The following is a 26,985-nucleotide window of genomic DNA, read 5'->3' on the forward strand; positions in this document are numbered from 1 at the left end:
ACAAAAGTGCGGTTAAAACGACCGCACTTTTGTTGTGATTATTTAAATTTTACTTTTATCTCGTACCGCACCTTTATCTGCGGATGTTGCGAAATGACCATAAACTTTTAACGCAAAAGACACTTCGCGTTGGCGATTTGCCGGTTTCCAACCTTTGGCATCCTGTTCGGCACGACGTAGGGCAAGTTCAGTGTCGGAAACTGCCAATTCAATTTTTCGGTTTGGAATATCGATCTCAATTATATCTCCGTCTTTAACCAGACCAATAGTACCGCCGGAAGCTGCTTCCGGTGAACAATGACCGATAGATAATCCGGAAGTTCCGCCGGAGAAACGTCCGTCGGTTAACAAGGCACAGGCTTTACCAAGTCCCATGGATTTTAAATAGCTGGTCGGATATAGCATTTCTTGCATTCCCGGTCCGCCTTTCGGTCCTTCATAGCGGATAACCACTACATGACCGGCACGTACTTTGCCGCCCAAAATACCATCAACCGCTTCTTCTTGGCTTTCAAATACGATAGCTTCGCCTTTGAATTTTAAGATGGATTCGTCCACACCGGCAGTTTTGACGATACAACCGTCAAGCGCGATATTGCCGGATAACATTGCCAACCCGCCATCTTGGCTGTAGGCGAATGCTTTGCTGCGTATACAACCCTGTTGACGATCATTATCCACACTTTCCCAACGGGTATCTTGTGAGAAAGCTTGTGTGGTGCGAATACCGGCAGGCCCTGCACGGAAGAATTTATGTACCGCTTCATCTTCGGTTAACATAATATCGTATTTGGCAATTTGTTCAGCAAGGCTTAAACCGAGTACGGTGCGGGTTTGGTTGTGTAATAAACCAGCGCGATCCAACTCGCCTAAAATTGCCATAATCCCGCCGGCACGGTGGACATCTTCCATATGATATTTACCTGTATTTGGCGCCACTTTGCTTAAACAAGGCACGCGGCGGGATAAGCGGTCAATATCGCTCATGGTAAAATCCACTTCCGCTTCTTGCGCGGCGGCAAGTAAGTGTAATACGGTGTTGGTGGAACCGCCCATGGCAATATCCAAGCTCATGGCGTTATTGAAAGCCGCTTTGCCGGCGATCGCGCGCGGAAGCACGGAAGCGTCTTCTTGCTCGTAATATTTTTTACATAACTCAACAATTTGTTTTCCCGCGTCTAAGAATAATTGTTTACGATCAGCGTGCGAAGCGAGACAGGAGCCATTACCCGGTAGGCTTAACCCTAATGCCTCGGTTAAACAGTTCATAGAGTTGGCGGTAAACATTCCGGAACAAGAACCGCAGGTCGGACAAGCAGAGCGTTCCACCGTCGCCACATCTTCATCGGAAACATTTTTATCCGCACTTTGGATCATGGCATCAATCAAATCAAGTTTGATAATTTTATCGGAAAGTTTGGTTTTTCCCGCTTCCATCGGACCGCCGGAGACAAAAATGGTCGGAATATTAAGGCGCAGTGCCGCCATTAACATTCCCGGCGTGATTTTGTCACAGTTAGAGATACAGACCATGGCATCAGCGCAATGGGCGTTTACCATGTATTCTACGCTGTCGGCAATTAAATCGCGGCTTGGTAAGGAATACAGCATACCGCCATGTCCCATGGCGATCCCATCGTCTACTGCGATTGTATTGAATTCTTTTGCGACTCCGCCGGCATCTTCAATTGCGCCGGCAACCAACTGCCCGATGTCTTTTAAGTGAACATGACCGGGTACAAATTGCGTGAACGAGTTCACTACCGCAATAATCGGTTTACCGAAATCATTTTCTTTCATTCCCGTCGCACGCCATAAGGCACGTGCGCCTGCCATATTGCGACCTTGCGTACTGGTCGCGGAACGTAATTTAGGCATAATCATCTCCAATAGTAATATGTATTATCTGAACTTATGTAAAGTGCGGTTCTTATTACGCTATTTTTAAGTAAGCGCGAGAACGTCCGGTAATTTGCTTAATTGGTTGTGTAATAACGTAATATTTCTTTCACTTTGCACTACGACGTTTAATCTTATTTCTGCTCCCTCATTTTCTGCTCGTAAGGAAAGTACTTCAAATCCGCGATGACGAATGACGCGCAGTAAGCGTTCAAGGGTTTCAGGTCGTTTATTAGCTCTTATAACAAATTGATATTGTTGCATTTTTATTTTCCTTATACACCGATGTCTTCATCTAACATATCATTATTACAGGCATTTGGCGGAACCAAAGGCCACACGTTTTCTTCATCCGGAATACAAACATGAAGCAAATAAGCGCCTTCACTATTGAGTAAACGATCCAATGCCGCTGAGACTTCGCCGGCATTTTCAATGCGTTCCGCCGGAATATCAAAGGCATTGGCGAGCATCACAAAATCTGGATTATCATCCAGAATCGTTTGGCTGTGGCGACCATGGAAAAATAACGATTGCCACTGGCGTACCATACCCAAACGTTGGTTGTCCAATAATAAAATTTTCACCGGTAAATGACCGCGCTTGATGGATCCCAGCTCTTGCACATTCATCATAAAGGAACCGTCGCCGGTGATCACCATAGCGGGATCTTGCGGTCGCGCTTTTGCCGCACCGATTGCCGCCGGCAAACCAAAGCCCATGGTGCCGAATCCGGCGGAGGTGATGAAGTTTTCCGGCGCTTCGTGTTGCATATGTTGTGCCGACCACATTTGGTGCTGACCGACGTCCGTGGTGATGATCATATTGGGTGCTTTACGTTGTGAAAGGGTATGTAATAATGCCCAAGGATCGATTTCGCCATCACCTTGATTGGCTTGGTAAGTAAAATCAAAATCTGCTTTTAACCGACGAATATCCGCACGCCAAGCCTCAATTTCCAAAGGTTGTGCAAGGGCATCAATGGCTTCAATTAAATTACCCTGCAAGGCAACGTCGGCTTTGCGTAATTTGTTGATCTCGGCAATATCAATATCAATGTGGATCACTTTGGCATGAGGAGCAAAGGTGTCTAATTTTCCGGTGACACGGTCGTCAAATCGGGCGCCGCACGCAATTAACAAATCGCATTCCTGAACCGCATAATTCGCCGCTTTGGTGCCGTGCATTCCGATCATGCCCATATACAACGGGTGTTGCGGCGGAATAACGCCTAAGCCTTTGAGGGTGGAAACGGAAGGAATATTGCTGTGTTCAAGAAAGGATCTGACTGCTTTAACGCCCCCAGCCATACCGACGCCGCCCCCTACATAAAGTACCGGACGTTTGGCTTGCGCCAATAATTTTGATGCTTGTTGAAGTGCGGTCGAATTTTGTGCTGTTATTGGCAGTTTATCATATACCACAGGTCGGCTTGTTGTCGGAGAGAATTGGACGTCTTTCGGAATATCGACTAATACCGGACCGGGGCGTCCGCTTTGCGCAATTTGAAAGGCTTGTGCCATGATGAGGGGTAATTCTTCGATATTTTGTACGATAAAACTGTGTTTAGTACAAGCCAAGGATAAGCCTAATACATCAGCTTCTTGGAAAGCATCGGTACCGATAAAGGCGGAAGAGACTTGTCCTGTGATGGCAACGATAGGAACGGAATCCATTAAGGCATCACCTAAGCCGGTCACCAAATTGGTGGCGCCCGGTCCGGACGTGGCAATGCACACGCCGGTTTTTCCGCTCGCGCGCGCATACCCGATGGCAGCCATTGCCGCGCCTTGTTCGTTACGACAAAGTAAATGATCCAATCCGGAATCGTAGATGGCGTCGTACACCGGCATAATCGCACCGCCGGGGTAGCCGAATAATGTGGTTACACCGTGGGCTTTTAAGCATTCGACGACTAAATTTGCACCGTTCATATTTCACCTTTAACATTGTTAATTCGCTTTCACTTGATGGAGATTGGCATCCATTAAAAAACCCCCACCAAAGAATAGCGAGGGTTTTTGTTGATCGATTATCATCCGGATTTATTCACTCATCAACACACCCCTCGCAGCGATAATAATCACTACGAGGTTAATAATGAGGCGGTCAAAAGCAGAAATAAACATAAGAAATAAGATAATCGGTATATTATATTTCTCTATTGATACCACATTTTTCGCTTAAAACAAAATGATTTTTGTGTTTTTACAAAAACGGTAACAGATCAAAAGCGGCATACTAAAAAAATTCATAAAATCGATGTTGTATTTCTGTCTTTACCCTCGCTTAAGGCGCAATACCCCCAAAAACGCTTGAAAAAAATAACCAATTTTCCTTGGACAATCCGGATTATTGGGTGTTGTACTGCATGGAAAGCATGGAAATTTCCGAAGATAAATTGGATGCCGGGCTGGTTTGTTTTTATTTGTTTAATATTGTGCAGGTTAAACAAGGGGAAGGTATTTATCAAGATGCCGGCATTCCTCATGCCTATTTACGCGGTCAAAACATTGAATTGATGGCGTGTTCCGACAACGTTATTCGTGGCGGCTTAACGCCCAAACATGTGGATATTCCGGAACTGCTCAAAGTGGTTGATTGCCGTGAGATTATTCCGCAAATTATTCCGGCTGCGGATGCACAAAACGCTATCATGACCTATGAGACGCCGGCAGAAGATTTTGCTTTAAGCAATCTGCGTTATCAGCCTCAAGACAAGCTTGATTTACACGCGCAAAGCGCCGAGATTTTATTGGTAATGGAAGGTTCACTAAAAATTCGCCAAAATCAGACCGCACTTGAATTAAAACAAGGCGAATCAGCGTTTATTTGCGCTGATGGTGACTATCAGGCTATGCAGTAATCGCAAAATTGCCTTAATTGCCTTTGATCATGGTGGGTACGCTTGCCCATCATGATTCGGGAAGATAGCCCGTATCCTGTAAAGTCGGATTTTCCGCCCCTCGTTTTGCTAACTGATCGCAAATTTCATTTTCGTGATGTCCATTATGTCCTTTCACCCACTGCCAATGAATATCATGGGGCAAAATGGCTTGATCCAATTGTTGCCATAAATCTTGGTTTTTTACCGCCTTGCCGCTACTTGCTTTCCAATTATTCCGCTTCCAATTGAAAATCCACCGCGTGATCCCGTTTTTCATATATTGACTATCGCTATGCACCGTCACTTCGCAGGCTTCGGTTAAGGTATTTAACGCCTCAATTACCGCCAACAATTCCATTCGATTATTTGTAGTCAAAAAATACCCTTTTGAAATCTGTTTTTCATGCTGTTTATAGCGCAATAAAATGCCAATCCCGCCACATCCCGGATTTCCCAAGCAAGAACCATCAGTAAAAATATCAATCTTTTTTCGTGTCATCTGTTGATTTTAACTATTCATTTCAATTAAATGAGGCGATAATACCGCAAAATAAATGAAAGAGATAGCAAAACCCATGAGCATTGAAATAAATCCGACGAGACAAATTATATTGGATACAGAAACCACAGGGATGAACCAATTCGGTGCCCACTACGAAGGACACTGTATTATTGAAATTGGCGCAGTGGAAATGATCAACCGACGTTATACCGGACGCAAATTGCATTTGTATATCAAACCGGATCGACCTGTGGATCCTGAAGCCGTTAAAGTGCATGGCATCACCGACGAAATGTTGGAAGATAAACCGGATTTTGCTGCGGTGGCGCAGGAATTCGTGCAATTTATTCAAGGTGCTGAATTGCTGATTCACAACGCCCCCTTCGACGTAGGCTTCATGGATTACGAGTTTGCCAAACATCATATTAATGTCAAAACCCACGATATTTGTGTCGTCACGGATACGCTGCAAATGGCGCGTCAAATGTATCCCGGTAAACGTAATAGCTTAGATGCGCTTTGCGACCGTTTACATATTGATAATAGTAAGCGTACATTGCACGGGGCGTTACTTGATGCGGAAATATTAGGTGATGTTTACTTGGCAATGACCGGCGGGCAAACCAGCTTATTTGATGATAATGAAGCTGAGATGCCGCAAGCGGAATCCGAAGTCTATGAACAAAGTGCGGTCAGTTTTTCGTCGGATTTAGTGCGTTTAAAACCAAGCGAGGAAGAAGAAAAAGCCCATTTGGATTACCTCCAATTGATCAATAAAAAAAGCAATAATCAGTGTTTGTGGACAAAAAACCATGATGCTGAAAAAGTACATTAGCCAAAATGCTTATGGATTAAGCAACTAACTGATAAAACATAAAAAAAAGTTGACGAACATCTCTTTCGCGATTATTATTTTCTCCACCTGTGCGGAGTGGTAGTTCAGCTGGTTAGAATACCTGCCTGTCACGCAGGGGGTCGCGGGTTCGAGTCCCGTCCATTCCGCCAATTTCAATTTTACCTATATCCGGAGCGGTAGTTCAGCTGGTTAGAATACCTGCCTGTCACGCAGGGGGTCGCGGGTTCGAGTCCCGTCCGTTCCGCCAATACACTATAAAATGTTGTAAGCCTTGTCAAAAAATATATATTTCAATAAATTAGCTATTTTTAAATGTTCGCCTTGTAAATCAAAATGTGCCTTTGTCATCGGTTGGTGTGATCTTCCATGTGATCTCCTAAAATTTTGAGAAAAAAAAGATCACAAAGCCTCATTTAGATGATGTTGAAAAAATATGCTGTTAATTTGAAAGTAATACCCTTCCATCGATCTTTTTTTTAACGTATTTATCCTTTGTAATTTCCTCATTTTTTATTTATTATTTTTCGTCACAAAATAAGATTTGTAATGAGATTAATTTTTATTAAAGTTAATCTTGCGATATTTGAGAGAAAAAATGTATAAAAAGATGATGATTGCTTTATTAATATCCGGTTACATCAGTATTAATACCGCTCATGCACAGGGAACCGAAATACTTGATGAAATCAGTGTTGAAACATCTCAACAAAATAAGTTATCGGGAAGTATTGCCGAAAAAACAATAAATTTAAGTGATAATGTTGTAGATAGAAAAAACTCGCCTTTCGTTCAGCCACATTGGGAAATGCCCTAGCCGGTGAACTCGGTATACACAGTAACCCTTTTGTCGGTGGTTCCAGCTCACCGATTATTCGTGGACAAGAGGGCGTAAGAATAAAAATATTACAAAACAGTTCGGATGTGGTTGATATGTCCACAATTTCACCGGATCATGCTATTGCAGCAGATTCTTTATTAGCCCAACAAGTTGAAATTGTTCGAGGAACATCAACTTTACTTATGCGAGTGCCTCTCCGGCAGGTGTTATTAATGTTGTCGATAAACGGATCTTAACCGAAATGCCGAAAAACGGTTATGAGGGAGAAATCTATTCCCGTTTAGATAGAGCAAGTAAAGAGAAAGCCCTAACAGCAGGAGTAAGTCTTGCTTTAGGTAAAAACATCGCGTTGCGCTTAGAAAGGCTACAACGCCATTCTGATAATTACCATGTTCCCGCCATTAATTTGGGTGAAACATTGAATTATGTTCCCGACACCTATAACCGATCTAAAGTCGGAACGATCGGTTTATCATTTATTGAAGATAATGGATATATCGGCGTTTCTTATAGCCGTCGTAAAGACCGATATGGTTTACCCGGTCATAACTATATGCTGGATAGTTGTAGTACTCATATTTATGAGACAGACCAAAACTCTGTGATACCACGGAAATATCACATCTAATGGAAGACTCGGATATGATTCGTACGATCCATTTCCATTGCGGTACGGATCATGATCTTAATAAACCGCACAGCCATGACAATGTCTATAGGCATAAACACGATCACAGCTCTCCCGGTCCATAGGTTGATATGGAAGCAAAACGGATCGATTTACAAGGGGAAATAAGACAACCGTTCAAAGGTATTGAACGAATGAAATTCAGTTTCGCTTGGGCAGATTATTATCATGATGAAAAAGGAGACGGTAAGACTTATATCAGCGATAATGATCCTAAATACATTAAAGAAAGAAAAATAAAAGATGCTCAAGCATTATATGGTAAACCACTGGCACGGTTTACCAATCGGGGATTTAACGGAAGAATTGAATTTCACCATCAGCCCATTGGTAACCTAACCGGCATCTGGGGCGCACAATATCAAACACAAAAAACAAGGGTATCACGCATTGGACCGCCACCAATTTGGGAGATGTACCGACAACTATCGGCGAACGTGAAATAAGTGAACGTAATCCGTTAGTCAGCAATACGTCTAAACAATTCAGTCTTTTTGGCTTGGAACAGTTCAGTTACAAAAATTTTATCTTTGAGTTAGCCGGACGCTTTGAAAAGCAACGAATTCCTGTTGATTACGATATGGATTTACTTAAAAAGTACACCCCTCCAGGTAGTGAGTACCCGGATTTATCAACCAATAAACAACAAGCGTTTTCTTACTCGCTAACCGGTTTATGGAATTTCCATCCGGACTATTCTATTTCATTAAATCTATCACACAATGAACGATTACCTACAGCAAAAGAGCTGTATTATTACGGTAAACACCTAGCGACAAACTCTTTTGAATATGGCAACCGTCATTTAAACAAAGAACGCTCAAATAATATTGAAATTACGCTGGAACATCTAAGTGATAAATGGGAGTATAAATTAAGTATTTATCAAAATCGATTTAAAAACTATATTCACGCTGAAAACCTTTACCGTAGCGGAAATTTATATGTAAGACGCCATTTACAATCAAAAGCAAAATTTCAAGGAATTGAAGGAGAAATAAGTTATCACTTTACGCCAAATCATCAAATGACATTATTTGGTGATTATGTTCGTGGAAAATTATTTGATTTACCTAAAATTTTCGGTGATAAAATTTATCGTGAACAATGTTTCACAAATGAATGGAATGAAGAAGAATGTGACTACGAAATGGTTGGTAGAGAACAGATAGATCGCCCGAATCGTAATGCACCTCGAGTTCCACCGGCAAGAATAGGATTGAGATTGAACAGCCAATTTAATTCCTCGTGGTCAGGTTTTATAGAATACACCCGAGTATTTAAACAAGATAAAATCTCCAAATCCTTATTCACCAGAGAAAAAGATGATGATCGACCGGATAAAGTTGCCGGAAACACATTAGATAAAATTGATATTTATGAACAAAAAACCAAAGGCTATCACCTCCTCAATCTCGGCATTGATTATGTGAATAAATATAAAGAAGTGAACTATAAAATCTCCTTACAAGCCAACAATTTGCTCAATGAGAAAATATATATTCACAACTCATTTCTGCCTTATGTCCTACAAATGGGAAGAAATTTTATTTTGGGACTTGATGTACAATTCTAATCAAATCTAATCAAAGTGTAAAAAGAGTTGGTAACCAAACCAACTCTTTTTTTTCACCTTAATGCGAAAAAAGTTTTTTCAAAAAACACAGAGTGCATTTTCCGCTTGTATAGATACGTCTTCTCATATTTGAAAAGAGTATGAAGAAGCTCAAACTATTGAATAGCTCAACAGTCGGTTTGATAAAAAAGCAAAATAATCTCCCCAACCGCAATTCAGGAACTGCCCGTTTTCCAAAACCTAAAAAAATCGGTGGTAATTGCCATCGATTCAGACCAATGACCCCGCCCCACTATTTTTACAATCAATAAAAAATAGTGGAGTTGTTTTGTATTTGATAGCTTGTAAACCAATATTCTTACCCTACTAATTTTAGAACGCCCATTCCGAGTATATTCCCTTATCCAAGCCATAAAACAATATAAAATAGTCCGGATAACAAGAGTTATCTTCTTGATATTTTGGGCAATACTTGCCAAAAAGCATTGCATTTGAACTTTGCTTAATCCTCTACAACCGCTTGCCGCACAATATCACGAATAAATTCAAACTCAATCGCTTTATCGATTTTACGGACAAGGCGGTCTTTAGGTACGAGCTGTTCAAGACTTATCCTCTTGAACTCATATTGAGGGGATTGGGTATTTTTGACCATAAGTATTTCCTCTGTTTGATATGCTTATTAGATCAAACCTCCAGATAAATGTCTAAAGGTTTGTCAGCGGTCTGACCGCACTTGAGTGCGGTTTTTTATATCTTTTGCAAATCGTTGATGCAATAAAAGACGGTCAAACAAAAACTGCATCCCAGATGAGATGCAGTTAAATTTGTCATGTAAAAGGTTAAATTATTCTTGGAAAGAGTCTTTTAAACGTGCATCAGCGCGCCGAGATTCTCCTTTATGCTGTAATTTATTTAATTGTTTTTCCAATTTTTCTTCTACTTCATTAATCGCTTTATACATATCTTCAGACTCGCTGCCGGCAAATAAATCACCAACCGGAGTACCAATAGACGCTTCAACGGAAAATCCTTTTGGAATTTTATTTAAAATGAAGTGTGGATTAATCAGTTGAGTTTGCCATTTACCTAATTTAGCAAGTCTTTCTTCAATATGAGCGCGAATTGCCGGGGTGATTTCCATTTGTTTACTTGTAATGTTTAGAGTCATAGCATTTACCTCTTTGTTTATGATGAGTATTTCTACTCTAGTGAAAATCCTTAATGACAAGATAGACTTCTTGGATAAAGTTTTCAAGAGGAGATTGGGGAAATTAACAAGAAATGTTTGAAAATATGATCAAAGTAGTAAATTTAGAAAAAGTTGCTTTTCTTTTATGGTGAAATTGATATGATAGGGAAGTTTTAGGGATCTCATTTGGCGGATTTCTTCCACTTCCCCTCATCATTAAATCTGAATTTTTGCGCACTAACCGCCGATCACGGCATAACTAATTTGCTCAATCAAGTGTTTATAAGTACTGCTTCCATCACTGTTATTGACTTTAATTTCAATAATAGTCGCTTCTTTACGCAATAAGGCTTGTTTAAACACCGAACTCAAATCTGCCCACGTATAAGGGCGTGCATACTTGAGGTCAAACATGGAGGCAACGTGGGAAAATTCCATATTGTGTGGCATACGGTAGAATCTCTCTTTCACTTCCTTATCCACCGATAAAATATCGAAAATCGCGCCACCGTTATTATTAATAACAAATAGGATCATAGGCTGACTGACTTTTTTCAATAATGCCAAGGAGTTCAAATCATACAGCGCGGAAGTATCGCCAATCATTGCAATCAACGGTTGCATCGAACCTACGCTTATCCCCGCGGCAGTCGCTAATAATCCGTCAATTCCGCTGGCGCCGCGATTAGTATAAACTTGTGTCCCCTCCGGCAATTTGGTTAACGCATCCACTAAGCGCACAAATAAACTGTTGCCTAAAAATAAATTACCGCCATGTTGCATTAAGCGCCCCACTTGATGTGCCAACGACGCTTCGTTTAAATTCGATCCTACTTGATCTTCAATAAATGTAGCGCAAAAACCAGATAAGGCTAGAGGCTCTAACAACCAAGGTTTTTGACGAAGTGGTGGATGGGCACGTAGCCAATGATGCACTTTGGCGTTAAATCGTGTGTGTGAATGATGATACGGATCCACCGCATTTTGACTTTCTTCCACAATCCAATATTCATTTTTAAATTCGCTCAAGAATTGGTTAATGCGTTTACTAATAAACCGCGCTCCCAATTGAATAACGATATCCGCCTGCAACAATTTTTGTTTTACGGTTTGATTTGCTAACCAAACATCCGCATAAGGTAAAATTGGTTCGACCATGGATTGGATATCAGTCACCAAAATCCAGCCCATGGTTTCCGCCCAAGCATGAATACCCATAGCTTGTTCCGGCGGCAATTTACCAACGACCACTACACCTTTTTTGGTACGCCAGTAATCCCAATTTTCATGCATTAACACTTCGCGCTGCAATACTTGATGATCCACCCAAGTTTTATGTTGCGTAAACCAACGCTGAATATTAGCAAGCCAAGGATGCAAATCAATTTCCTCCGCCTTGGCTTCATATAACGGTTCAGCAAAAGGCACATTAATATGCACCACACCCGCGCGACATTGCTGCTGATAACAGGCTTGATCCAACACGGAAATCAACCAATTAGTGGAAAAATCCGCGCTCGGACGAGGTAAGTTGACATTCGCAATCGGATAATCAGCAAACATATTTTGCTGCAAAATTGCTTGATTAGCACCGCATTCCCATAATTCCGGCGGTCGATCGGCGGTTAAAATGACTAAATTCACGCCCGTTTGTCGAGCTTCTACTACCGCCGGATATAAATTGGCGACAGCACTACCGGAAGTTACAATTACAGCCACGGTAGTTCGCGTCGATTTTGCTAATCCAAGGGCAAAAAAACCAAGACCGCGTTCGTCAAAATGGGTGTGGCAACTTGCTCGTCCCGCCTCTTGCAAGCGTCCGGCTTCAAGGGTCAACGGAGTCGAGCGCGATCCCGGAGCAATACAAAAGTGGTGAATACCTCGATGAACCAAGGTTTCTAAAATCACTTTTGACCAACAACGATTAAATACGCTAACTGACATACTATTCTCCGTTTATTCTTGTAATAATGATATTAATCCTAAAGCTTTACGTTCAATTTCCTGCCATTCTAACAAGGGAATTGAACCCTCAACAATACCCGCACCGGCAAAAACTCGAATTTTATTTTGCTCAATAAAAGCGGAACGGATTGCCACACAAAATTCAGCCTGCTGTTGGCGCATAAATCCTAGGGTTCCGGCATACCAACTGCGTTGAAAGGTTTCGGTTTGCTGTAAAAATTGTTTCGCTGCTTGACGTGGTAATCCGGCGACCGCAGCGGTCGGATGTATAGCTTGCAAACAAACACTATCGCCACAATTTTCCGCTAATTTAGCCGAAATTGGTCGTCTTAAATGTTGCACTTGGCGCAACTGTTTGATGCCTAATTCCGAGACTTCAATTTGCGTGCTGAACGGACGTAAATTTTGCTGAATATCTTCTACCACGAGGCTATTTTCATAAATATTTTTGGGATCATGCAATAACCAAGTGGCTTGCTGGCGGTTTAATTGTTCATCTTCGCTCATAAATGCAGTTCCTGCCAAGGCTTCTGTTTGCAATTGATCGCCATCACGCTGATACAAACGCTCCGGTGTCGAGCCAATAAAGCTACATTCCGCATCCCGCGCCAGTAAAAAATGATAACAACCGACATTATATTGCTCACTTTCCGCTAACACCTCTTTCGCACACAGCGGTTGTTCAGTATGAAAAAGGGTTTCATTTGCCAATACGATTTTACCGGCATGTCCTTGTTGAATATGTTGCAGCGCATTTTCCACCCATTGACACCATTGCGCTTGCGAGGCAGTTGGCGAATATTGATAAATAGATTGCTGAATCGGTAAAAGTGCGGTAGTTTTTTCGAGATTTTCTAATAATGATAATAACTGCGTTTTTTCCGTTGCCCAATCAACGCGGTTATCAATAAATAACTGCGCGCTTAATTGAGCTTTTTCTTGTAACAACAATAATCGCGGCAAATAAAGTAAGGTTTCGCCATCAAAGGTTAAACCGCCAATTAAAGTGAAATCATGGGTTTCAATAAACTGTTGCGCCAAATTTGTATCCGAAAACGACCGCACTTTGCCCACTGCGGCGAAAGTTTGCACCTCGTCGCGTCGTTTTAAATAAAATTGCGGATATACATTCTGCGCTTTTAACCACGACAATAGATTGACTTCGACCGCTGATTGGCTTTGCAAGACGGTAATTTCTTCGTGCTGTGGTTGATACGTATTAATTTTTTCAATTAATTGTTTTTTAAGAAAATGAAAACTATCCATTGAGAAAAACGTTGTCTTTAACAGTAAAATAAGTTAAAAATAAACGCTAATTCTACCGCACTTTAAGAAATTTTTTTATAAAATCTTTCCAAGTTTGAAAAATAAGCGTAAAGTGCGGTTAAGATTTTCCCGATTTTCAAGCATAGCAAGTAATACAAGGATCATCATGATAAGAGTTTTTCCGAAATCAGACAAATTAGAACATGTTTGTTATGACATTCGCGGTCCAGTGCACAAAGAAGCGCTGCGTCTAGAAGAAGAAGGTAATAAAATTTTAAAACTGAATATCGGAAATCCCGCACCATTTGGTTTCGAAGCACCGGATGAAATCTTGGTGGACATTTTGCGCAACTTGCCATCGGCGCAAGGCTATTGCGATTCAAAAGGGTTGTATTCCGCGCGTAAAGCTATTGTGCAATATTATCAATCGAAAAATATTTTAGGCGCAACGGTCAACGACGTGTATATCGGCAATGGCGTATCGGAATTGATTATGATGTCCATGCAAGCGTTGCTTAATGATGGTGATGAAGTGTTAATTCCAATGCCGGATTATCCGTTGTGGACCGCGGCGGCGACACTTGCCGGCGGAAAGGCAGTGCATTATTTATGCGATGAGCAAGCCGATTGGTTTCCGGCAATTGAGGATATTAAAAGTAAAGTAACTGCGCGAACTAAAGCGATCGTGATTATCAATCCAAACAACCCAACCGGCGCGGTGTATAATAAAGCTGTGCTGTTGGAGATTGTGGAAATTGCCCGCCAGCACGGTCTGATTGTTTTTGCCGACGAAATTTACGACAAAATTTTGTATGATGACGCGGTACATCATCATATTGCGGCATTAGCGCCGGATTTGTTAACCGTCACCTTTAACGGACTGTCTAAAGCTTATCGGGTAGCAGGTTTTCGTCAAGGTTGGATGATTTTAAACGGACCGAAAAAGGCAGCAAAAGGCTATATTGAAGGATTAGATATGTTGGCATCCATGCGTTTGTGTGCCAACCATCCAATGCAGCACGCCATCCAAACCGCATTAGGCGGCTATCAAAGTATCAATGAATTTATTTTACCGGGCGGGCGCTTGCTAGAACAACGTAATAAAGCCTACGAGCTGGTTAACCAAATTCCGGGGGTCAGTTGTACTAAACCAATGGGCGCATTGTATATGTTCCCGAAAATTGATATTAAGAAATTTAATATTTATGACGACGAAAAAATGGTATTGGATTTGTTAAGACAAGAGAAAGTGTTACTGGTACACGGACGCGGGTTTAACTGGCAAGCGCCGGATCATTTCCGCATCGTCACGCTACCTTATGTGCATCAAATTGAAGATGCTTTAGGAAAATTTGCCAATTTCTTACAACATTATCATCAATAAAAATACCCCGCGATTTTACTTGCGGGGGCTTCATGTTGATTTTATAGCTCACCAAAATTATCCGGCAAATGATGCAGTAAGTCTTTCCAAATGGAAATGCTGTTTTCACGGTTTTCTTGCATATGCACAATGGCTTGCTGAGCATCATTATGCTCACAACTTTGCTGCAATTTTTGATAAAAACTTAGTGTCAAATGGCGTGCTTGTGGCGAGGAAAAAAACAATGAGGCGACTTGCAAATATAATTCTTTAAAGCTGTTTAAAATCAATCCGTAAACCGGTTTATCCGCAATAAAAGTAAAACTGCGATACAGCGCGTAATCAAATGCCGCGTAATCTTTAGCGGTATCTTTTAAGTGCGGTAGATTTTCAAACAGTTTTAGCGATTGCGTCGCATCATTTTGAATAGCTTCGGGAATATAAAATTCCGCCATTTTCGTCCGCAATGACACGACGTTTGAAATAATCACCGGCGTAATCGATTTATCCAATTGAATGAGGGTTTTGATAATATTGGGGCCGGCAGTTTCCCAAATATTATTCACGCGCGTCGCTTTTCCGTGCTGAATATTTAGCCATCCGTCGCGTGCTAAACGTTGCAATACTTCTCGTAAGGTGGTGCGAGTAATCCCAATTTTTTCCGCCAATTCACGCTCTGCCGGCAAATCGGAACCCGGTGGAAAATGGTTATGCCAGATGCTTTTTACAATATATTCTTCCGCTAACCCCGCCGGACTTTGCGCTTTGAGAAGGGATTGATGATCATTCATGCTGTTTTTCTTCTTATAATTGGTCAAAAATTTTTTGATAATGTATAACAAATTTGATATTTTTCATTATCCTTGAAAGTAATATATATTACAATTAAACCATCATAGTTTTTTAAGATTAAGGCTGTAAGGTTGTAAATTATGAATTATACTCAGGCATTTTTAAAAAATTTTCTCGGCTCAAGCCCGGATTGGTATAAATTATCTATTGTCGCTTTTTTGGTGATTAACCCTATCTTGTTCTTTGCAATTAGCCCTTTTGTGGCGGGTTGGGTGTTAGTTGCCGAATTTATTTTTACGCTGGCAATGGCGTTAAAATGTTATCCGCTACAACCCGGTGGATTGTTGGCATTGGAAGCGGTTGCTATCGGCATGACCCACCCGGAGCATGTTAAAGCGGAAATCATGGCGAACTTTGAAGTTATTTTGTTATTGATGTTCATGGTTGCCGGTATTTACTTTATGAAGCAATTATTGCTATTTGTATTTACCAAATTACTCTTACAAATTCGCTCCAAAATCGTATTGTCCCTTTCTTTCTGTTTAAGTGCAGCCTTTTTATCCGCCTTTTTAGACGCATTAACTGTTGTGGCGGTCATTATCAGTGTTGGTATGGGCTTTTACGGGGTCTATCACAAAGTTGCCTCCGGTAAAAACTTTGAGGATTCTGATGATATCAATGACGATAAACACATCATTAATCGCAAGGAAACTCTCGAAGAATTTCGTGCCTTTTTACGTAGTTTGATGATGCACGCCGCGGTTGGGACTGCCTTGGGCGGGGTGATGACTATGGTGGGTGAACCGCAAAATTTAATTATTGCCGAACAAGCGAAATGGGGGTTTGCAGAGTTCTTCTTTAGGATGTCTCCGGTAACGGTTCCTGTGTTAATTTGTGGCGTATTGACTTGTGCATTGGTGGAAAAATTCCACTTATTCGGTTATGGCGCAAAATTACCGCGTCGAGTATGGGGCGTGTTGGCACAATTTGACCGTAGCCGCGAAGAAAAAATGAATAAACAAGAACGTTTAAAATTAATCATTCAGGCACTGGTCGGTATTTGGTTAATTATTGGTTTAGCATTCCATTTGGCGGCAGTTGGTTTAATCGGATTAACGATTATCATTTTCTGTACCTCCTTATGCGGTATTACCAGTGAACACGCGTTGGGTAAAGCATTCCAAGAATCCTTACCTTTTACCGCGCTTTTAGTGGTCTTTTTCTCCGTGGTGGCAGTGATTATCGATCAACATTTATTTGCTCCGATTATCCATTTTGTGCTTTCCGCCGCAGAAAATGTACAATTACTGTTATTTTATGTCTTTAACGGTGTATTATCGGCAATTTCGGATAACGTTTTCGTTGCTACCGTTTATATTAACGAAGCTAAAGCCGCATTGACAGCCGGTGCGATTTCCCCCCACCAATTTGAATTGTTGGCGGTTGCGATTAACACAGGTACCAACTTACCATCCGTCGCCACCCCGAACGGACAAGCGGCATTTTTATTCTTGCTTACCTCATCTCTAGCACCACTCATCCGATTATCTTATGGTAGAATGGTGTACATGGCATTACCATATACCCTCGTATTATCAATTATTGGTTTGCTTTCTGTTGAATTTATTTTACCATTTGCAACGGAGATCTTAGCCTCGCTAGGATTGATAATGCCATAAATTAACATCAATTAAAAAAGAAAAATGATGCTGAGTTATTTAAAAACGCTATCAACAAAAAGAATAGGATGGATACTGTTACTGTTATCAGTAATCGCTTTGGAAAGCACTGCACTTTACTTTCAACACGGTATGGCTTTAGCACCTTGCGTAATGTGCATTTATGAGCGTGTCGCGTTAATGGGTATCGGCTTTTCCGGTTTTCTCGGAATGTTGTTCTCGCGTTTTAATGTTACCAGAATACTCGCATTATTAATCGGTTTAGGAAGTTCGGTGAAAGGGATACTATTGGTATTAAAACATTTGGATTACCAACTGAACCCGGGTCCTTGGAACCAATGCTCTACGGTTGCGGAATTTCCGCAAACGTTACCGTTGGATCAATGGTTCCCATCTCTATTCCAACCTTATGGTTCTTGCAGCGATAACGTATGGGAATTTTTAGGGGTGTCAATGGTGCAATGGATCGTGGTGATTTTTGCTTTTTACGTAGTACTTTTTACATTATTGCTAATCAGCCAATTCAAACGTACCGCTATAAACCGTACTTTATTTAAATAATTTTTCCTATGATAAAAACCTCTTGTAACAATATATTTCACAAAGGGCTTTTTATTAATCAAATATTGCAGCTAAAAAAACAAAAGCGAGCTTAGCCCGCCTCTATGGTTCATCAGCTTATTGCAACAACGAAATATCCGCCACTTGTAAGAACAAGTTTTGTAAGTGGCTTAAAATCGCTAAACGATTTAAGCGCAATTTCGGATCTTCCGCATTCACCATGACTTTATCAAAGAAATGATCAATCACTTCTCGCAAATCCGCCAAACGAACTAACGCCGTTTGATAATCCCCTTTTGCAAATAATGGAGCAAGCGCCGTTTGTAACGCAATCACTTGTTCGGCAAGGGCTTTTTCTTCCGGTTCTACGAGTAAAGTGCGGTCAATTTCTGATGAAATTTCACCCTCTACTTTAGCAAGAATATTGCCCACCCTTTTATTTGCTGCCGCCAACGCTTCCGCGCTGTCTAAGGTACGGAAATGCGACACTGCACGCACACGCGCATCAAAGTCCGCCGGTTTAGTAGGGCGACGTGCAAGCACCGCTTGAATTACGTCCACAGCAATGCCTTCATCTTGATACCAGGCGCGGAAACGACCGAGCATAAAGTCTACCACATCTTCAACAACATTGGCATTGGTTAATTTATCGCCGAAAAGTGCGGTCGATTTTTTCACGATTTCTGCCAGATCAAGCGGTACGTTTTTCTCCACTATAATACGCAACACACCTAATGCCGTACGACGTAAAGCGAATGGGTCCGCACTGCCTTTTGGAGCTTGACCGATACCGAAAATTCCCGTCAGTGTGTCGAATTTATCCGCTAAGGCGACGCTGCTCGCCACCAATGATTGCGGCAATTTATCGCCTGCAAAACGAGGCATATATTGCTCGTTTAACGCCACTGCCACTTCTTCATCTTCGCCATCATGACGCGCGTAGTGCATTCCCATCACGCCTTGCGTATCAGTGAACTCAAACACCATATTGGTCATTAAATCACATTTTGACAGCAAGCCTGCACGTTCTGCTTTCGCTTTGTTCGCTCCAATTTGACCGGCAATTTCGCCGGCAAGCGCTTGAATACGTTTGGTTTTGTCTAACAACGAACCTAATTGTTGTTGGAACAACACAGATTCAAGGCGTGGCAACCGGTCTTCTAAACGCTGTTTTAAATCGGTTTTGAAGAAGAACTCTGCATCCGTTAAACGTGGGCGAACCACTTTTTCGTTCCCCTCAATAATTTTGGCGGGATCTTCCGGGTTGATGTTCGATACAAAGATAAAGTGCGGTAATAATTTACCCGCTTTGTCGCCTTCTGTTTTTTCATATAGCGGGAAGTATTTTTGGTCGCCTTTCATTGTGTAAACCAAGGCTTCCGCAGGTACAGCAAGAAAACGTTCCTCAAATTTTGCTGCTAATATATTCGGATATTCCACCAATGAAGTGACTTCGTCAAGTAAATCTTCTTCAATATCTGCTACACCTCCAAGAGCGGTCGCTTTTTCTTGCGATTTTGCCAAAATCAACGCTTTACGTTCGTGGAAATCAGCAACTACAGAGCCTTTTTCTTTCAATAACGCAGGGTATTGATCAGCGTGTGAAATTTGGAATTCACGCTCGCCAAGGAAACGGTGTCCACGAATGGTTGTGCCGCTTTTCACGCCTAAAATTTCGCCTTCAATACACTCGCCACCTAACAATAAGGTCACGGTATGAACAGGACGCACGAACTGCTCGGTTTTATCGCCCCACCGCATGGTTTTCGGGATTGGTAATTTCGCAAGCGCATTACTAATGATACTCGGCAACAAGTTTTTGGTCGGCTGACCTTCGATCACCGCACGGTGAATCAGCCATTCGCCTTTATCGGTCGCAATACGTTCCGCTTGCTCAACAGAAATGCCACAGCCTCTCGCCCAACCTTCTGCCGCTTTAGTCGGCTTACCGTCCGCATCAAATGCCGCCGACACCGCCGGTCCACGTTTTTCCACTTCTTTGCTCGGCCGGCTTGTCGCAAGCTCCAACACTTTCACTGCTAAACGACGAGGTGTCGCAAACCATTCTACTTTGTCAAAGGTCAAACCTGCTTGGTTTAATTCCGCTTCAACATTCTCCGCAAACGCGGTCGCTAATTTTTTGAGTGCCTTCGGTGGCAACTCTTCAGTGCCGATCTCGGCGAGGAAGTTTTGTGTTGTCATTTTGTTTTCTCTTGTAGGGGGCGTTTTAACGCACCGTTTTGATTTTAAATAATTGTACTATTTTAGCTTAAATCCCAAACAGTAATATGTAATCGAGTTTCCGGACTTAAACTTCTAAACAAAGATAAATTTCTAAATGTTAAGGGCGGATCATAGTCATCATTAAGCTCGATACTTTCATCTTCTACCATAATTTTAGAACTCAAAGTTTTTTGTGGTGAATTTTGAGATAACCACGCTCTAATTTCTTCACAAGGAATTTCATAAATATTTGGATAAAAATAGTTTTCTTTAATTAATTTGCATCTGTTTTCTTTGTGAAGTCTTAATATCCAATCAATTTCCCCAACATCCGCTCTCCAAGCAGTAAAAACTCTATCCTTAATTTCAAGATGTTTACTATTTATCAGCTCATCATCCGCTAGTGAAATTAATATTGAGAAACCTAACATTTACCCTCCTTAAATTTGTACCCGCATTAATGTATGGAGTGAAGCATTGTGCGGTTGCTCAGTAAAATCGACAATGTAATTTAACAATGGTTTTTGTCGATTAAACCGAAAATCTAACAACTGATCTCGGTTTATGCTTTGCCATAACTTACGCTCTGCGTCTGTTTGTGTTGAACGTAGTTTTTGAGAAAGTATTTTAAGATCTCTCGAATAGGGTTGCATTATTTCTCTAAAATATCTTCCAACTTCGCCAAATCCAATATCACCTTATCCCCATCAATCAACGCAGGCACGCCAATAGCCCCATTTGCTTTGACCGATTGAAAAGCAGGGTGGCTATCACGCAGTTTCAAAAAGGCTTTTAAGTTCGCGCCGCCTGTGGTCATTTCGCGTTCTTCATAATCAATACCAAGACGCTTTAATTCAGCAACAAAAGGCGGTGTATCCGGACACCAGTGAGCAAAATATAAAATAGGTTTCATCACATTTACCTCATCATTCCCCCCTATTTTATAAAGAGAGAGTTAGGGGGAGATTTAAAATTAAAAAGAGAAAGTTAAAATTATTTCTTACAACTTGGGAAACCTAACGCTTCGCGACTGGCGTAGTATGCTTCGGCAACGCCTTTGGTTAAGGCGCGAATGCGTAAAATATAGCGTTGGCGTTCGGTGACCGAAATCGCTTTGCGAGCGTCTAATAAGTTGAAGCTGTGCGCCGCTTTTAAGATACGTTCATAAGCCGGAAGCGGTAACGGTTTTTCTAATGCCAATAACAATTGGGCTTCTTTTTCATATTGGTCGAAGCAGTAGAATAAGAAATCGGTGTTGGCATATTCAAAGTTATAGGTGGATTGTTCCACTTCATTTTGATGGAACACGTCGCCATAAGTAGTTTTGCCAAGTGGACCGTCAGACCAAATGAGATCATACACACTGTCTACGCCTTGAATGTACATTGCCAAACGCTCTAAACCGTAGGTGATCTCGCCGGTGACCGGTTTACATTCTAAACCGCCCACTTGTTGGAAATAGGTAAATTGAGTAACTTCCATTCCATTTAACCACACTTCCCAGCCTAAACCCCACGCGCCTAAGGTTGGGTTTTCCCAGTTATCTTCCACGAAACGAATGTCGTTTTGGGTTGGGTCAAAACCTAACATTTTAAGGCTATCAAGATAAAGTTCTTGAATGTTATCCGGTGACGGTTTGATCACCACTTGGAATTGGTAATAATGTTGCAAACGGTTTGGGTTTTCGCCATAACGACCGTCCGTTGGGCGACGTGATGGCTGCACATAAGCAAATGCCATAGGCTCCGGACCAAGTGCACGCAAGCAGGTCATTGGATGTGATGTTCCCGCGCCCACCTCCATATCAAAGGGTTGTACCACAGTACAACCCTGCGTTGCCCAATAATCTTGAAGCGCCAAAATCATCCCTTGAAAGGTTTTTACATTAAATTTTGCTGTCATATTCTTCATTCTTAAAAAGTTAAATAAAAAGTGAACTATTATAGCGTAAATTCAGCACGTCGCCCACCGTTAGGCAAGGAATGTGCGGTGATTTTTTCGCTATTTTTCAAGAAGATGGCGACTAGTGCGCCTCATCCCAATTAACCCCGACGCCAACATCAACAATTAATGGAACAGCCAACTTCGCGGCATTTTCCATAGTTTTCTTGATCAATTGGCGATATTTTTCGACCTTGTTTGACCGCACTTCAAACACCAATTCATCATGTACTTGCATAATCATGCGAATATCCGGATCCTGTGCAATTTCACGATCCAACGCAATCATTGCACGCTTAATAATATCAGCAGCAGTCCCTTGCATTGGCGCATTGATCGCCACCCGCTCCGCACCTTTGCGTCGCATAGCCTTTGAGGAATGAATTTCCGGCAAATATAAACGACGTCCAAACAAGGTTTCCACATACCCCTGCGCCTTGGCTTTTTCTCGGATCTCGGTCATAAATGTTTGTACACCGGGATAACGTTGAAAATATAAATTGATATATTGTTGCGCTTCATTGCGCCCAATCCCCAATTGACGAGCTAATCCGAAAGCGCTCATACCATAAATCAAACCGAAATTAATTGCTTTTGCTCGACGCCGTTGTTCATTAGTAACACTGTCCATTGGTAAGCCAAAAATTTCTGCCGCGGTAGAACGATGGACATCTTTTCCTTCCACGAAAGCCTTAATCAAGTTCGGATCTTGTGATAAATGCGCCATAAGTCGCAGCTCAATTTGCGAATAGTCGGCGGCGACAATGGAAAAATCTTGAGGAGCGACAAAGGCTTGCCGAATACGCCGCCCTTCTTCGTTACGAATGGGGATATTTTGTAAATTCGGATCGCTGGAAGACAGGCGTCCCGTAATGGTTACCGCTTGGTGATAAGAGGTATGCACCCGTCCGGTTCGCGGGTTAATCATCTGTGGTAATTTATCGGTGTAAGTAGATTTTAATTTGGCAAGCCCGCGGTGTTCTATTAACAATTTCGGTACCACATGCCCTTGCTGCGCCAATTCCTCCAAGACCTCCTCATTCGTAGAGGGCGCTCCTTTCGGCGTTTTAGCAATCACCGGCAAGCCTAATTTCTCAAACAATATTTCCTGTAATTGTTTCGTGGATGCCAAATTAAAGACTTCGCCTGCTTCTTGATGTACCGCCTGCTCAAGTGCGGTTAATCTTTGCGCAATTTCTTCCGATTGTGCCAATAAGGTTTGAGGATTAATTAACACGCCATGACGCTCAATGCGCGATAAAACTTTCACCAAAGGTAATTCTATCTCATTGAATAAATTCGCTAATTCCGGCATCTGCGACAATTCTTGCCACAAGGTTTGATGCAATTTCATGGTCACATCCGCATCTTCCGCCGCATATTCCGTCGCTTGAGCAAGATCAATTTTATCAAAGGTCAGCTGATTTTTCCCTTTGCCGGCAAGGGTTTCAAACGCGATTGTTTGATATCCCAAATAGCGTTCGGCTAAATCGTCCATATTATGCCGCCCCGTACTGTTCAACACGTAAGATTCCAGCATAGTATCAAACGCTACCCCGGCAAGTTGCACATTATAATTAGCCAGCACAATTAAATCATATTTCAAATTTTGCCCAACTTTTCTAATCTGCGGATCTTCCAATAATGGTTTTAATTGCGCTAAACAATCCTCTAAAGAAAGCTGCGGCAAAACCTGCTCAAAACAGGCTTCTCCCGCAACCTTATCTTCGCTAAATAAATCGCCTTGCGGCTGCGCAACACTCACTTCACGCACATGCGCTAACGGAATATAACAAGCCTCACCATGCTCTAAAGCAATGGAAATCCCTACCAAATTCGCAGACATAGCGTCCAAACAATCCGTTTCCGTATCAATGGCGATCAATTTCGCCGCGTTAATTTTAGCAATCCACGCGGCAAGTTTTTCTTGCGTATCAATTTGTTGGTATAAAGTGCGGTCAATTTTTATCACATTTTTGACCGCACTTTTCTCCGTTTTTTCCGCTTGCGGCAAGGTCGCTGTTGCTTGATAAGCGATAGAGAGCCCTCGTTGTTCAGCGCCATTGGTCAGCGAACTTTCCCCGCTCATCACCTCATTTAGCCAGCGTTTAAATTCATAACGCGCAAAATATTCAATCAATTGGTCATTATCATTTTGCCCCAAGGTCAATTGATCCGGCGTTAGCGCTAATGCTACATCAGTTTTGATGGTCGCCAGCAAATAGGATAAATCCGCATCTGCTTTAGCAGCTTGTAATTTTTCGCCTAATTTTTTCGCACCACGAATAGGCAAATCAGCAACTTTATCCAAATTGGCATAAATTTCTGCCATACTGCCGATCCCTTGTAATAAACCTAAGGCGGTTTTCTCGCCCACGCCGGCAACCCCGGGAATATTATCCGAGCTATCGCCCATCAAGGCTAAATAATCAATAATTAATTCCGGCGGAATACCATATTTTTCAATTACTCCGGCACGATCCAGCAGCGTATTATTCATGGTATTGATCAACATAATATTATCGTCCACCAATTGCGCCATATCTTTATCGCCGGTACTGATCAGGACTTTTTGCCCTTTTTTGGATGCCTGTAGCGCCAAGGTGCCGATAACATCATCAGCCTCCACACCTTCCACCACCAACAAAGGAATCCCCAAGGCTTTGATAATATTATGTAACGGTAAAATTTGCGACCGCAATTCATCCGGCATTGGCGGGCGATGAGATTTATATTGCTCAAACATCTCATCACGAAAGGTTTTGCCTTTCGCATCAAACACGACTGCAATATGCGTCGGCTGAACTTGCGAAATTAAACTTTTCAGCATATTTAATACGCCATACATTGCACCCGTCGGCTCACCAAGGGAATTGGTTAGCGACGGGAAGGCATGAAACGCGCGATATAAATAGGAAGAACCGTCCACCAAGACGAGCGGGTTTTCAGCGATTTGTGCCATAATTTTCTCATTGCGTAATTAAAACAATGACGCCATTATAGACTAAAGCAGAAAATTAGCCTAATACCTAACGGTTAAGCCGCATTCAAAAGATAAAAGCAAAAGAAAAGGGCAGAACTTATCGCCCTGCCCCAATACATCTCAATCGTTTTACTCTTTTGATTTCCAAATTAACGGATCCACTCCGCGACGAACGAGATCCGGATGGTCTTCAATTTTAAAGACCGGTTGCATAACGCCCGCTTTAATTTGTTTTTTATAATCTTTGAGGATGATCCAAACAATCGGTGAAAGCAATACAATAGAAATTAAATTGATTAACGCCATGGATGCCATAACCGTATCTGCGAATGCCCATACAATTCCTCCTTCGCGTACTGCACCAAAATAAACAAAAAATAGCACAACCAAGCGAAAAGCTAAAATAAAGCCGGGTTTATTCCGCACATAGCGGACATTATTTTCCGCATAAGCATAATTACCGATAATAGATGTATAACAAAACAGCAAAATCACAAACGCCAAGAAATGTAAGCCGAATTCGCCCACATGAAACTCAAGTGCCTTTTGCGTTAAAGAGACGCCACGTAATGTCTCGCTGCCATAATCATCCGACATCAAGATAATAATTGCTGTACAGGTACACACCACGATCGTATCAACAAAAACCCCCAACATTTGGATAAGCCCTTGACTTGCCGGATGTTTAGCATCTGAAGTAGCTGCGGAATTCGGCGCAGATCCCATTCCGGCTTCATTGGAAAATAAACCCCGTTTGATTCCCAATAACATGGCTTGAGAAAAGATCATGCCGAATAATCCGCCTGCCATAGCGGAAAAATCAAAGGCACTGGCGATGATACGGTGTAATACTTCCGGCACCCGATCAATATTCATCCCAAGGATAATGACAGCCATGATAAGATAAAATAACGCCATCATTGGCACCACTTTAGCAGAAATTTGACCGATACGTTTCACTCCGCCGAAAATGATCCCCGCTGTTATCACAACTAAAATCAAACCAATATATTCCGCGTTCCATCCCCACGCATTATGCGTCGCTTCTACAATAGAATTCGCCTGAACCGCATTAAAGGCAAAGCCGAAGGAAAAAATTAGCGTTAATGCAAAAATAATCGCCAATGTAGGTGCCTTTAACCCACGTTTAATATAATACGCCGGACCGCCACGAAACATCCCGTTCGGATCTTTAACCTTATAGGCTTGCGCCAAAGAAGACTCCGCAAAAGCACTACTCATACCGATAATCGCCGTAATCCACATCCAAAATACCGCGCCCGGCCCGCCCAGCGCAATCGCAGTCGCCACACCGCCAATATTACCCACACCGACCCGACTTGCCAAACCGGTCGTAAATGCTTGGAAAGGCGTTAAAGATTCACCGTCCGCCGCCCGACCGGACCACATCTCCCGAAGACTGCGCGGCAGTAATCGCAACTGCACTAAACCGGTAGTGATAGTAAAGAAGAAGCCCACAAGCAAAAGGGTAACAACGGTAAGATCCCAAAGCGGACCGTCAAATGTATTGACAATCCAACGAAGAAGCGATTCAAATGCTGAAACAATATACCTAACAAAAGAAATAACACTTTCCATACAATGCCTCATGTTAAAAATTAACGGTTCTCGCATTATATTGTTTTTTACACTTTTGGCAACTTGTAAATATTTTTTATTATAAAATTAAATTTTGTAAATTTTATATAATAATATTATGAAAAGTCTAATTTTTAGATAAAGCATAAAAGCGCGTTGACAACAACTTCGCAGC

Annotated in this window: 20 protein-coding genes, 2 tRNA genes and 2 pseudogenes; 8 read left to right on the top strand and 16 right to left on the bottom strand. The window is 41.9% G+C overall.

What is annotated here, in order from left to right; genetic code table 11:
* Positions 1-42: 42 nt before the first annotated feature.
* The 3 genes from ilvD to ilvG form a co-directional block, all read right to left on the bottom strand.
* Positions 43-1,878 (bottom strand): dihydroxy-acid dehydratase, encoded by a 1,836-nt coding sequence (ilvD, locus tag CFY87_RS03215; RefSeq protein WP_094945847.1) that lies wholly within the window; start codon positions 1,876-1,878, stop codon positions 43-45.
* Between the two features lie 66 nt (positions 1,879-1,944).
* On the bottom strand, positions 1,945-2,163 hold the full coding sequence (ilvM, locus tag CFY87_RS03220) for an acetolactate synthase 2 small subunit (protein ID WP_094945848.1): 219 nt from the start codon (positions 2,161-2,163) through the stop codon (positions 1,945-1,947).
* 11 nt (positions 2,164-2,174) lie between these two features.
* Positions 2,175-3,833 (bottom strand): acetolactate synthase 2 catalytic subunit, encoded by a 1,659-nt coding sequence (gene ilvG, locus CFY87_RS03225; RefSeq protein ID WP_094945849.1) that lies wholly within the window; start codon positions 3,831-3,833, stop codon positions 2,175-2,177.
* A gap of 446 nt (positions 3,834-4,279) precedes the next feature.
* Here ilvG and CFY87_RS03230 point away from each other — a divergent pair, with 446 nt between their 5' ends.
* A complete protein-coding gene (locus CFY87_RS03230) occupies positions 4,280-4,765 on the top strand; it encodes a hypothetical protein (RefSeq protein ID WP_419670240.1) in 486 nt (161 codons plus the stop codon).
* Between the two features lie 49 nt (positions 4,766-4,814).
* On the opposite strand, the gene rnhA is transcribed toward CFY87_RS03230, so the two are convergent.
* Positions 4,815-5,285 carry a ribonuclease HI gene (rnhA, locus tag CFY87_RS03235; protein ID WP_094945851.1) on the bottom strand — a complete coding sequence of 157 codons (471 nt, stop codon included), beginning with the start codon at positions 5,283-5,285 and terminating at the stop codon, positions 4,815-4,817.
* Positions 5,286-5,361: 76 nt separating this feature from the next.
* Here rnhA and dnaQ point away from each other — a divergent pair, with 76 nt between their 5' ends.
* From dnaQ to CFY87_RS12640, 4 genes and pseudogenes are all read left to right on the top strand, one after another.
* Complete coding sequence (dnaQ, locus tag CFY87_RS03240; protein WP_094945852.1) at positions 5,362-6,123, top strand: DNA polymerase III subunit epsilon; 762 nt, start codon at positions 5,362-5,364, stop codon at positions 6,121-6,123.
* 93 nt (positions 6,124-6,216) lie between these two features.
* A tRNA-Asp gene (locus CFY87_RS03245) sits at positions 6,217-6,293 on the top strand.
* A 21-nt stretch (positions 6,294-6,314) separates the two neighbouring features.
* A tRNA-Asp gene (locus tag CFY87_RS03250) sits at positions 6,315-6,391 on the top strand.
* A gap of 348 nt (positions 6,392-6,739) precedes the next feature.
* Positions 6,740-9,246: pseudogene (locus tag CFY87_RS12640) on the top strand (TonB-dependent receptor).
* Positions 9,247-9,748: 502 nt separating this feature from the next.
* Here CFY87_RS12640 and CFY87_RS11640 read toward each other — a convergent pair.
* The 4 genes from CFY87_RS11640 to CFY87_RS03270 all read right to left on the bottom strand — a co-directional run bounded on the left by CFY87_RS11640 (position 9,749) and on the right by CFY87_RS03270 (position 13,669).
* Entirely contained in the window at positions 9,749-9,901 is a 153-nt protein-coding gene (locus CFY87_RS11640) for a hypothetical protein (protein ID WP_158216603.1), read from the bottom strand.
* Between the two features lie 192 nt (positions 9,902-10,093).
* A complete protein-coding gene (gene raiA / locus CFY87_RS03260) occupies positions 10,094-10,417 on the bottom strand; it encodes a ribosome-associated translation inhibitor RaiA (protein ID WP_094945853.1) in 324 nt (107 codons plus the stop codon).
* 258 nt (positions 10,418-10,675) lie between these two features.
* Positions 10,676-12,382, bottom strand: a complete 1,707-nt coding sequence (gene menD / locus CFY87_RS03265; protein WP_094945854.1) for a 2-succinyl-5-enolpyruvyl-6-hydroxy-3-cyclohexene-1-carboxylic-acid synthase — start codon at positions 12,380-12,382, stop codon at positions 10,676-10,678.
* Positions 12,383-12,394: 12 nt separating this feature from the next.
* The gene (locus CFY87_RS03270) at positions 12,395-13,669 is read right to left on the bottom strand and encodes an isochorismate synthase (RefSeq protein ID WP_094945855.1); all 1,275 of its coding nucleotides are present in this window, start codon (positions 13,667-13,669) and stop codon (positions 12,395-12,397) included.
* A gap of 169 nt (positions 13,670-13,838) precedes the next feature.
* On the opposite strand from CFY87_RS03270, the gene CFY87_RS03275 reads away from it, so the two are divergent.
* Entirely contained in the window at positions 13,839-15,053 is a 1,215-nt protein-coding gene (locus CFY87_RS03275; protein ID WP_094945884.1) for a pyridoxal phosphate-dependent aminotransferase, read from the top strand.
* A 41-nt stretch (positions 15,054-15,094) separates the two neighbouring features.
* On the opposite strand, the gene fadR is transcribed toward CFY87_RS03275, so the two are convergent.
* Positions 15,095-15,823, bottom strand: a complete 729-nt coding sequence (fadR, locus tag CFY87_RS03280; protein ID WP_094945856.1) for a fatty acid metabolism transcriptional regulator FadR — start codon at positions 15,821-15,823, stop codon at positions 15,095-15,097.
* Positions 15,824-15,964: 141 nt separating this feature from the next.
* On the opposite strand from fadR, the gene nhaB reads away from it, so the two are divergent.
* Together nhaB and dsbB are read left to right on the top strand one after the other, a co-directional pair.
* Positions 15,965-17,503, top strand: coding sequence for a Na(+)/H(+) antiporter NhaB (gene nhaB / locus CFY87_RS03285; protein ID WP_094945857.1), 1,539 nt, complete (start codon positions 15,965-15,967; stop codon positions 17,501-17,503).
* Positions 17,504-17,530: 27 nt separating this feature from the next.
* The gene (gene dsbB / locus CFY87_RS03290; RefSeq protein WP_094945858.1) at positions 17,531-18,064 is read left to right on the top strand and encodes a disulfide bond formation protein DsbB; all 534 of its coding nucleotides are present in this window, start codon (positions 17,531-17,533) and stop codon (positions 18,062-18,064) included.
* Between the two features lie 117 nt (positions 18,065-18,181).
* On the opposite strand, the gene glyS is transcribed toward dsbB, so the two are convergent.
* The 7 genes and pseudogenes from glyS to CFY87_RS03325 form a co-directional block, all read right to left on the bottom strand.
* On the bottom strand, positions 18,182-20,266 hold the full coding sequence (glyS, locus tag CFY87_RS03295) for a glycine--tRNA ligase subunit beta (protein ID WP_094945859.1): 2,085 nt from the start codon (positions 20,264-20,266) through the stop codon (positions 18,182-18,184).
* 62 nt (positions 20,267-20,328) lie between these two features.
* Positions 20,329-20,718: a hypothetical protein gene (locus CFY87_RS03300; protein WP_094945860.1), complete on the bottom strand. Its 390-nt coding sequence runs from the start codon at positions 20,716-20,718 to the stop codon at positions 20,329-20,331.
* 63 nt (positions 20,719-20,781) lie between these two features.
* Positions 20,782-20,940 (bottom strand): annotated as a pseudogene (locus CFY87_RS03305) (DUF559 domain-containing protein); the annotation flags it as partial.
* A complete protein-coding gene (locus tag CFY87_RS03310) occupies positions 20,940-21,200 on the bottom strand; it encodes a hypothetical protein (RefSeq protein ID WP_094945861.1) in 261 nt (86 codons plus the stop codon). The pseudogene CFY87_RS03305 and the gene CFY87_RS03310, both read right to left, overlap by 1 nt.
* A gap of 80 nt (positions 21,201-21,280) precedes the next feature.
* Entirely contained in the window at positions 21,281-22,189 is a 909-nt protein-coding gene (gene glyQ, locus CFY87_RS03315) for a glycine--tRNA ligase subunit alpha (RefSeq protein WP_094945862.1), read from the bottom strand.
* Between the two features lie 121 nt (positions 22,190-22,310).
* Positions 22,311-25,190, bottom strand: coding sequence for a DNA polymerase I (polA, locus tag CFY87_RS03320; RefSeq protein WP_094945863.1), 2,880 nt, complete (start codon positions 25,188-25,190; stop codon positions 22,311-22,313).
* A 150-nt stretch (positions 25,191-25,340) separates the two neighbouring features.
* Positions 25,341-26,810, bottom strand: coding sequence for an alanine/glycine:cation symporter family protein (locus CFY87_RS03325; RefSeq protein WP_094945864.1), 1,470 nt, complete (start codon positions 26,808-26,810; stop codon positions 25,341-25,343).
* Positions 26,811-26,985 lie beyond the last annotated feature (175 nt).

This window comes from Actinobacillus seminis (assembly GCF_002263215.1).
In the GTDB taxonomy this organism is placed as follows: domain Bacteria; phylum Pseudomonadota; class Gammaproteobacteria; order Enterobacterales; family Pasteurellaceae; genus Actinobacillus_B; species Actinobacillus_B seminis.

Excerpts from the sequence above, each read along its gene's own strand:
- ilvD (WP_094945847.1), bottom strand. The coding sequence starts at position 1,878 with ATGCCTAAATTACGTTCCGCGACCAGTACGCAAGGTCGCAATATGGCA.
- ilvM (WP_094945848.1), bottom strand. The coding sequence starts at position 2,163 with ATGCAACAATATCAATTTGTTATAAGAGCTAATAAACGACCTGAAACC.
- ilvG (WP_094945849.1), bottom strand. The coding sequence starts at position 3,833 with ATGAACGGTGCAAATTTAGTCGTCGAATGCTTAAAAGCCCACGGTGTA.
- CFY87_RS03230 (WP_419670240.1), top strand. The coding sequence starts at position 4,280 with ATGGAAATTTCCGAAGATAAATTGGATGCCGGGCTGGTTTGTTTTTAT.
- rnhA (WP_094945851.1), bottom strand. The coding sequence starts at position 5,285 with ATGACACGAAAAAAGATTGATATTTTTACTGATGGTTCTTGCTTGGGA.
- dnaQ (WP_094945852.1), top strand. The coding sequence starts at position 5,362 with ATGAGCATTGAAATAAATCCGACGAGACAAATTATATTGGATACAGAA.
- CFY87_RS11640 (WP_158216603.1), bottom strand. The coding sequence starts at position 9,901 with ATGGTCAAAAATACCCAATCCCCTCAATATGAGTTCAAGAGGATAAGT.
- raiA (WP_094945853.1), bottom strand. The coding sequence starts at position 10,417 with ATGACTCTAAACATTACAAGTAAACAAATGGAAATCACCCCGGCAATT.
- menD (WP_094945854.1), bottom strand. The coding sequence starts at position 12,382 with ATGTCAGTTAGCGTATTTAATCGTTGTTGGTCAAAAGTGATTTTAGAA.
- CFY87_RS03270 (WP_094945855.1), bottom strand. The coding sequence starts at position 13,669 with ATGGATAGTTTTCATTTTCTTAAAAAACAATTAATTGAAAAAATTAAT.
- fadR (WP_094945856.1), bottom strand. The coding sequence starts at position 15,823 with ATGAATGATCATCAATCCCTTCTCAAAGCGCAAAGTCCGGCGGGGTTA.
- nhaB (WP_094945857.1), top strand. The coding sequence starts at position 15,965 with ATGAATTATACTCAGGCATTTTTAAAAAATTTTCTCGGCTCAAGCCCG.
- dsbB (WP_094945858.1), top strand. The coding sequence starts at position 17,531 with ATGCTGAGTTATTTAAAAACGCTATCAACAAAAAGAATAGGATGGATA.
- glyS (WP_094945859.1), bottom strand. The coding sequence starts at position 20,266 with ATGACAACACAAAACTTCCTCGCCGAGATCGGCACTGAAGAGTTGCCA.
- CFY87_RS03300 (WP_094945860.1), bottom strand. The coding sequence starts at position 20,718 with ATGTTAGGTTTCTCAATATTAATTTCACTAGCGGATGATGAGCTGATA.
- CFY87_RS03310 (WP_094945861.1), bottom strand. The coding sequence starts at position 21,200 with ATGAAACCTATTTTATATTTTGCTCACTGGTGTCCGGATACACCGCCT.
- glyQ (WP_094945862.1), bottom strand. The coding sequence starts at position 22,189 with ATGACAGCAAAATTTAATGTAAAAACCTTTCAAGGGATGATTTTGGCG.
- polA (WP_094945863.1), bottom strand. The coding sequence starts at position 25,190 with ATGGCACAAATCGCTGAAAACCCGCTCGTCTTGGTGGACGGTTCTTCC.
- CFY87_RS03325 (WP_094945864.1), bottom strand. The coding sequence starts at position 26,810 with ATGGAAAGTGTTATTTCTTTTGTTAGGTATATTGTTTCAGCATTTGAA.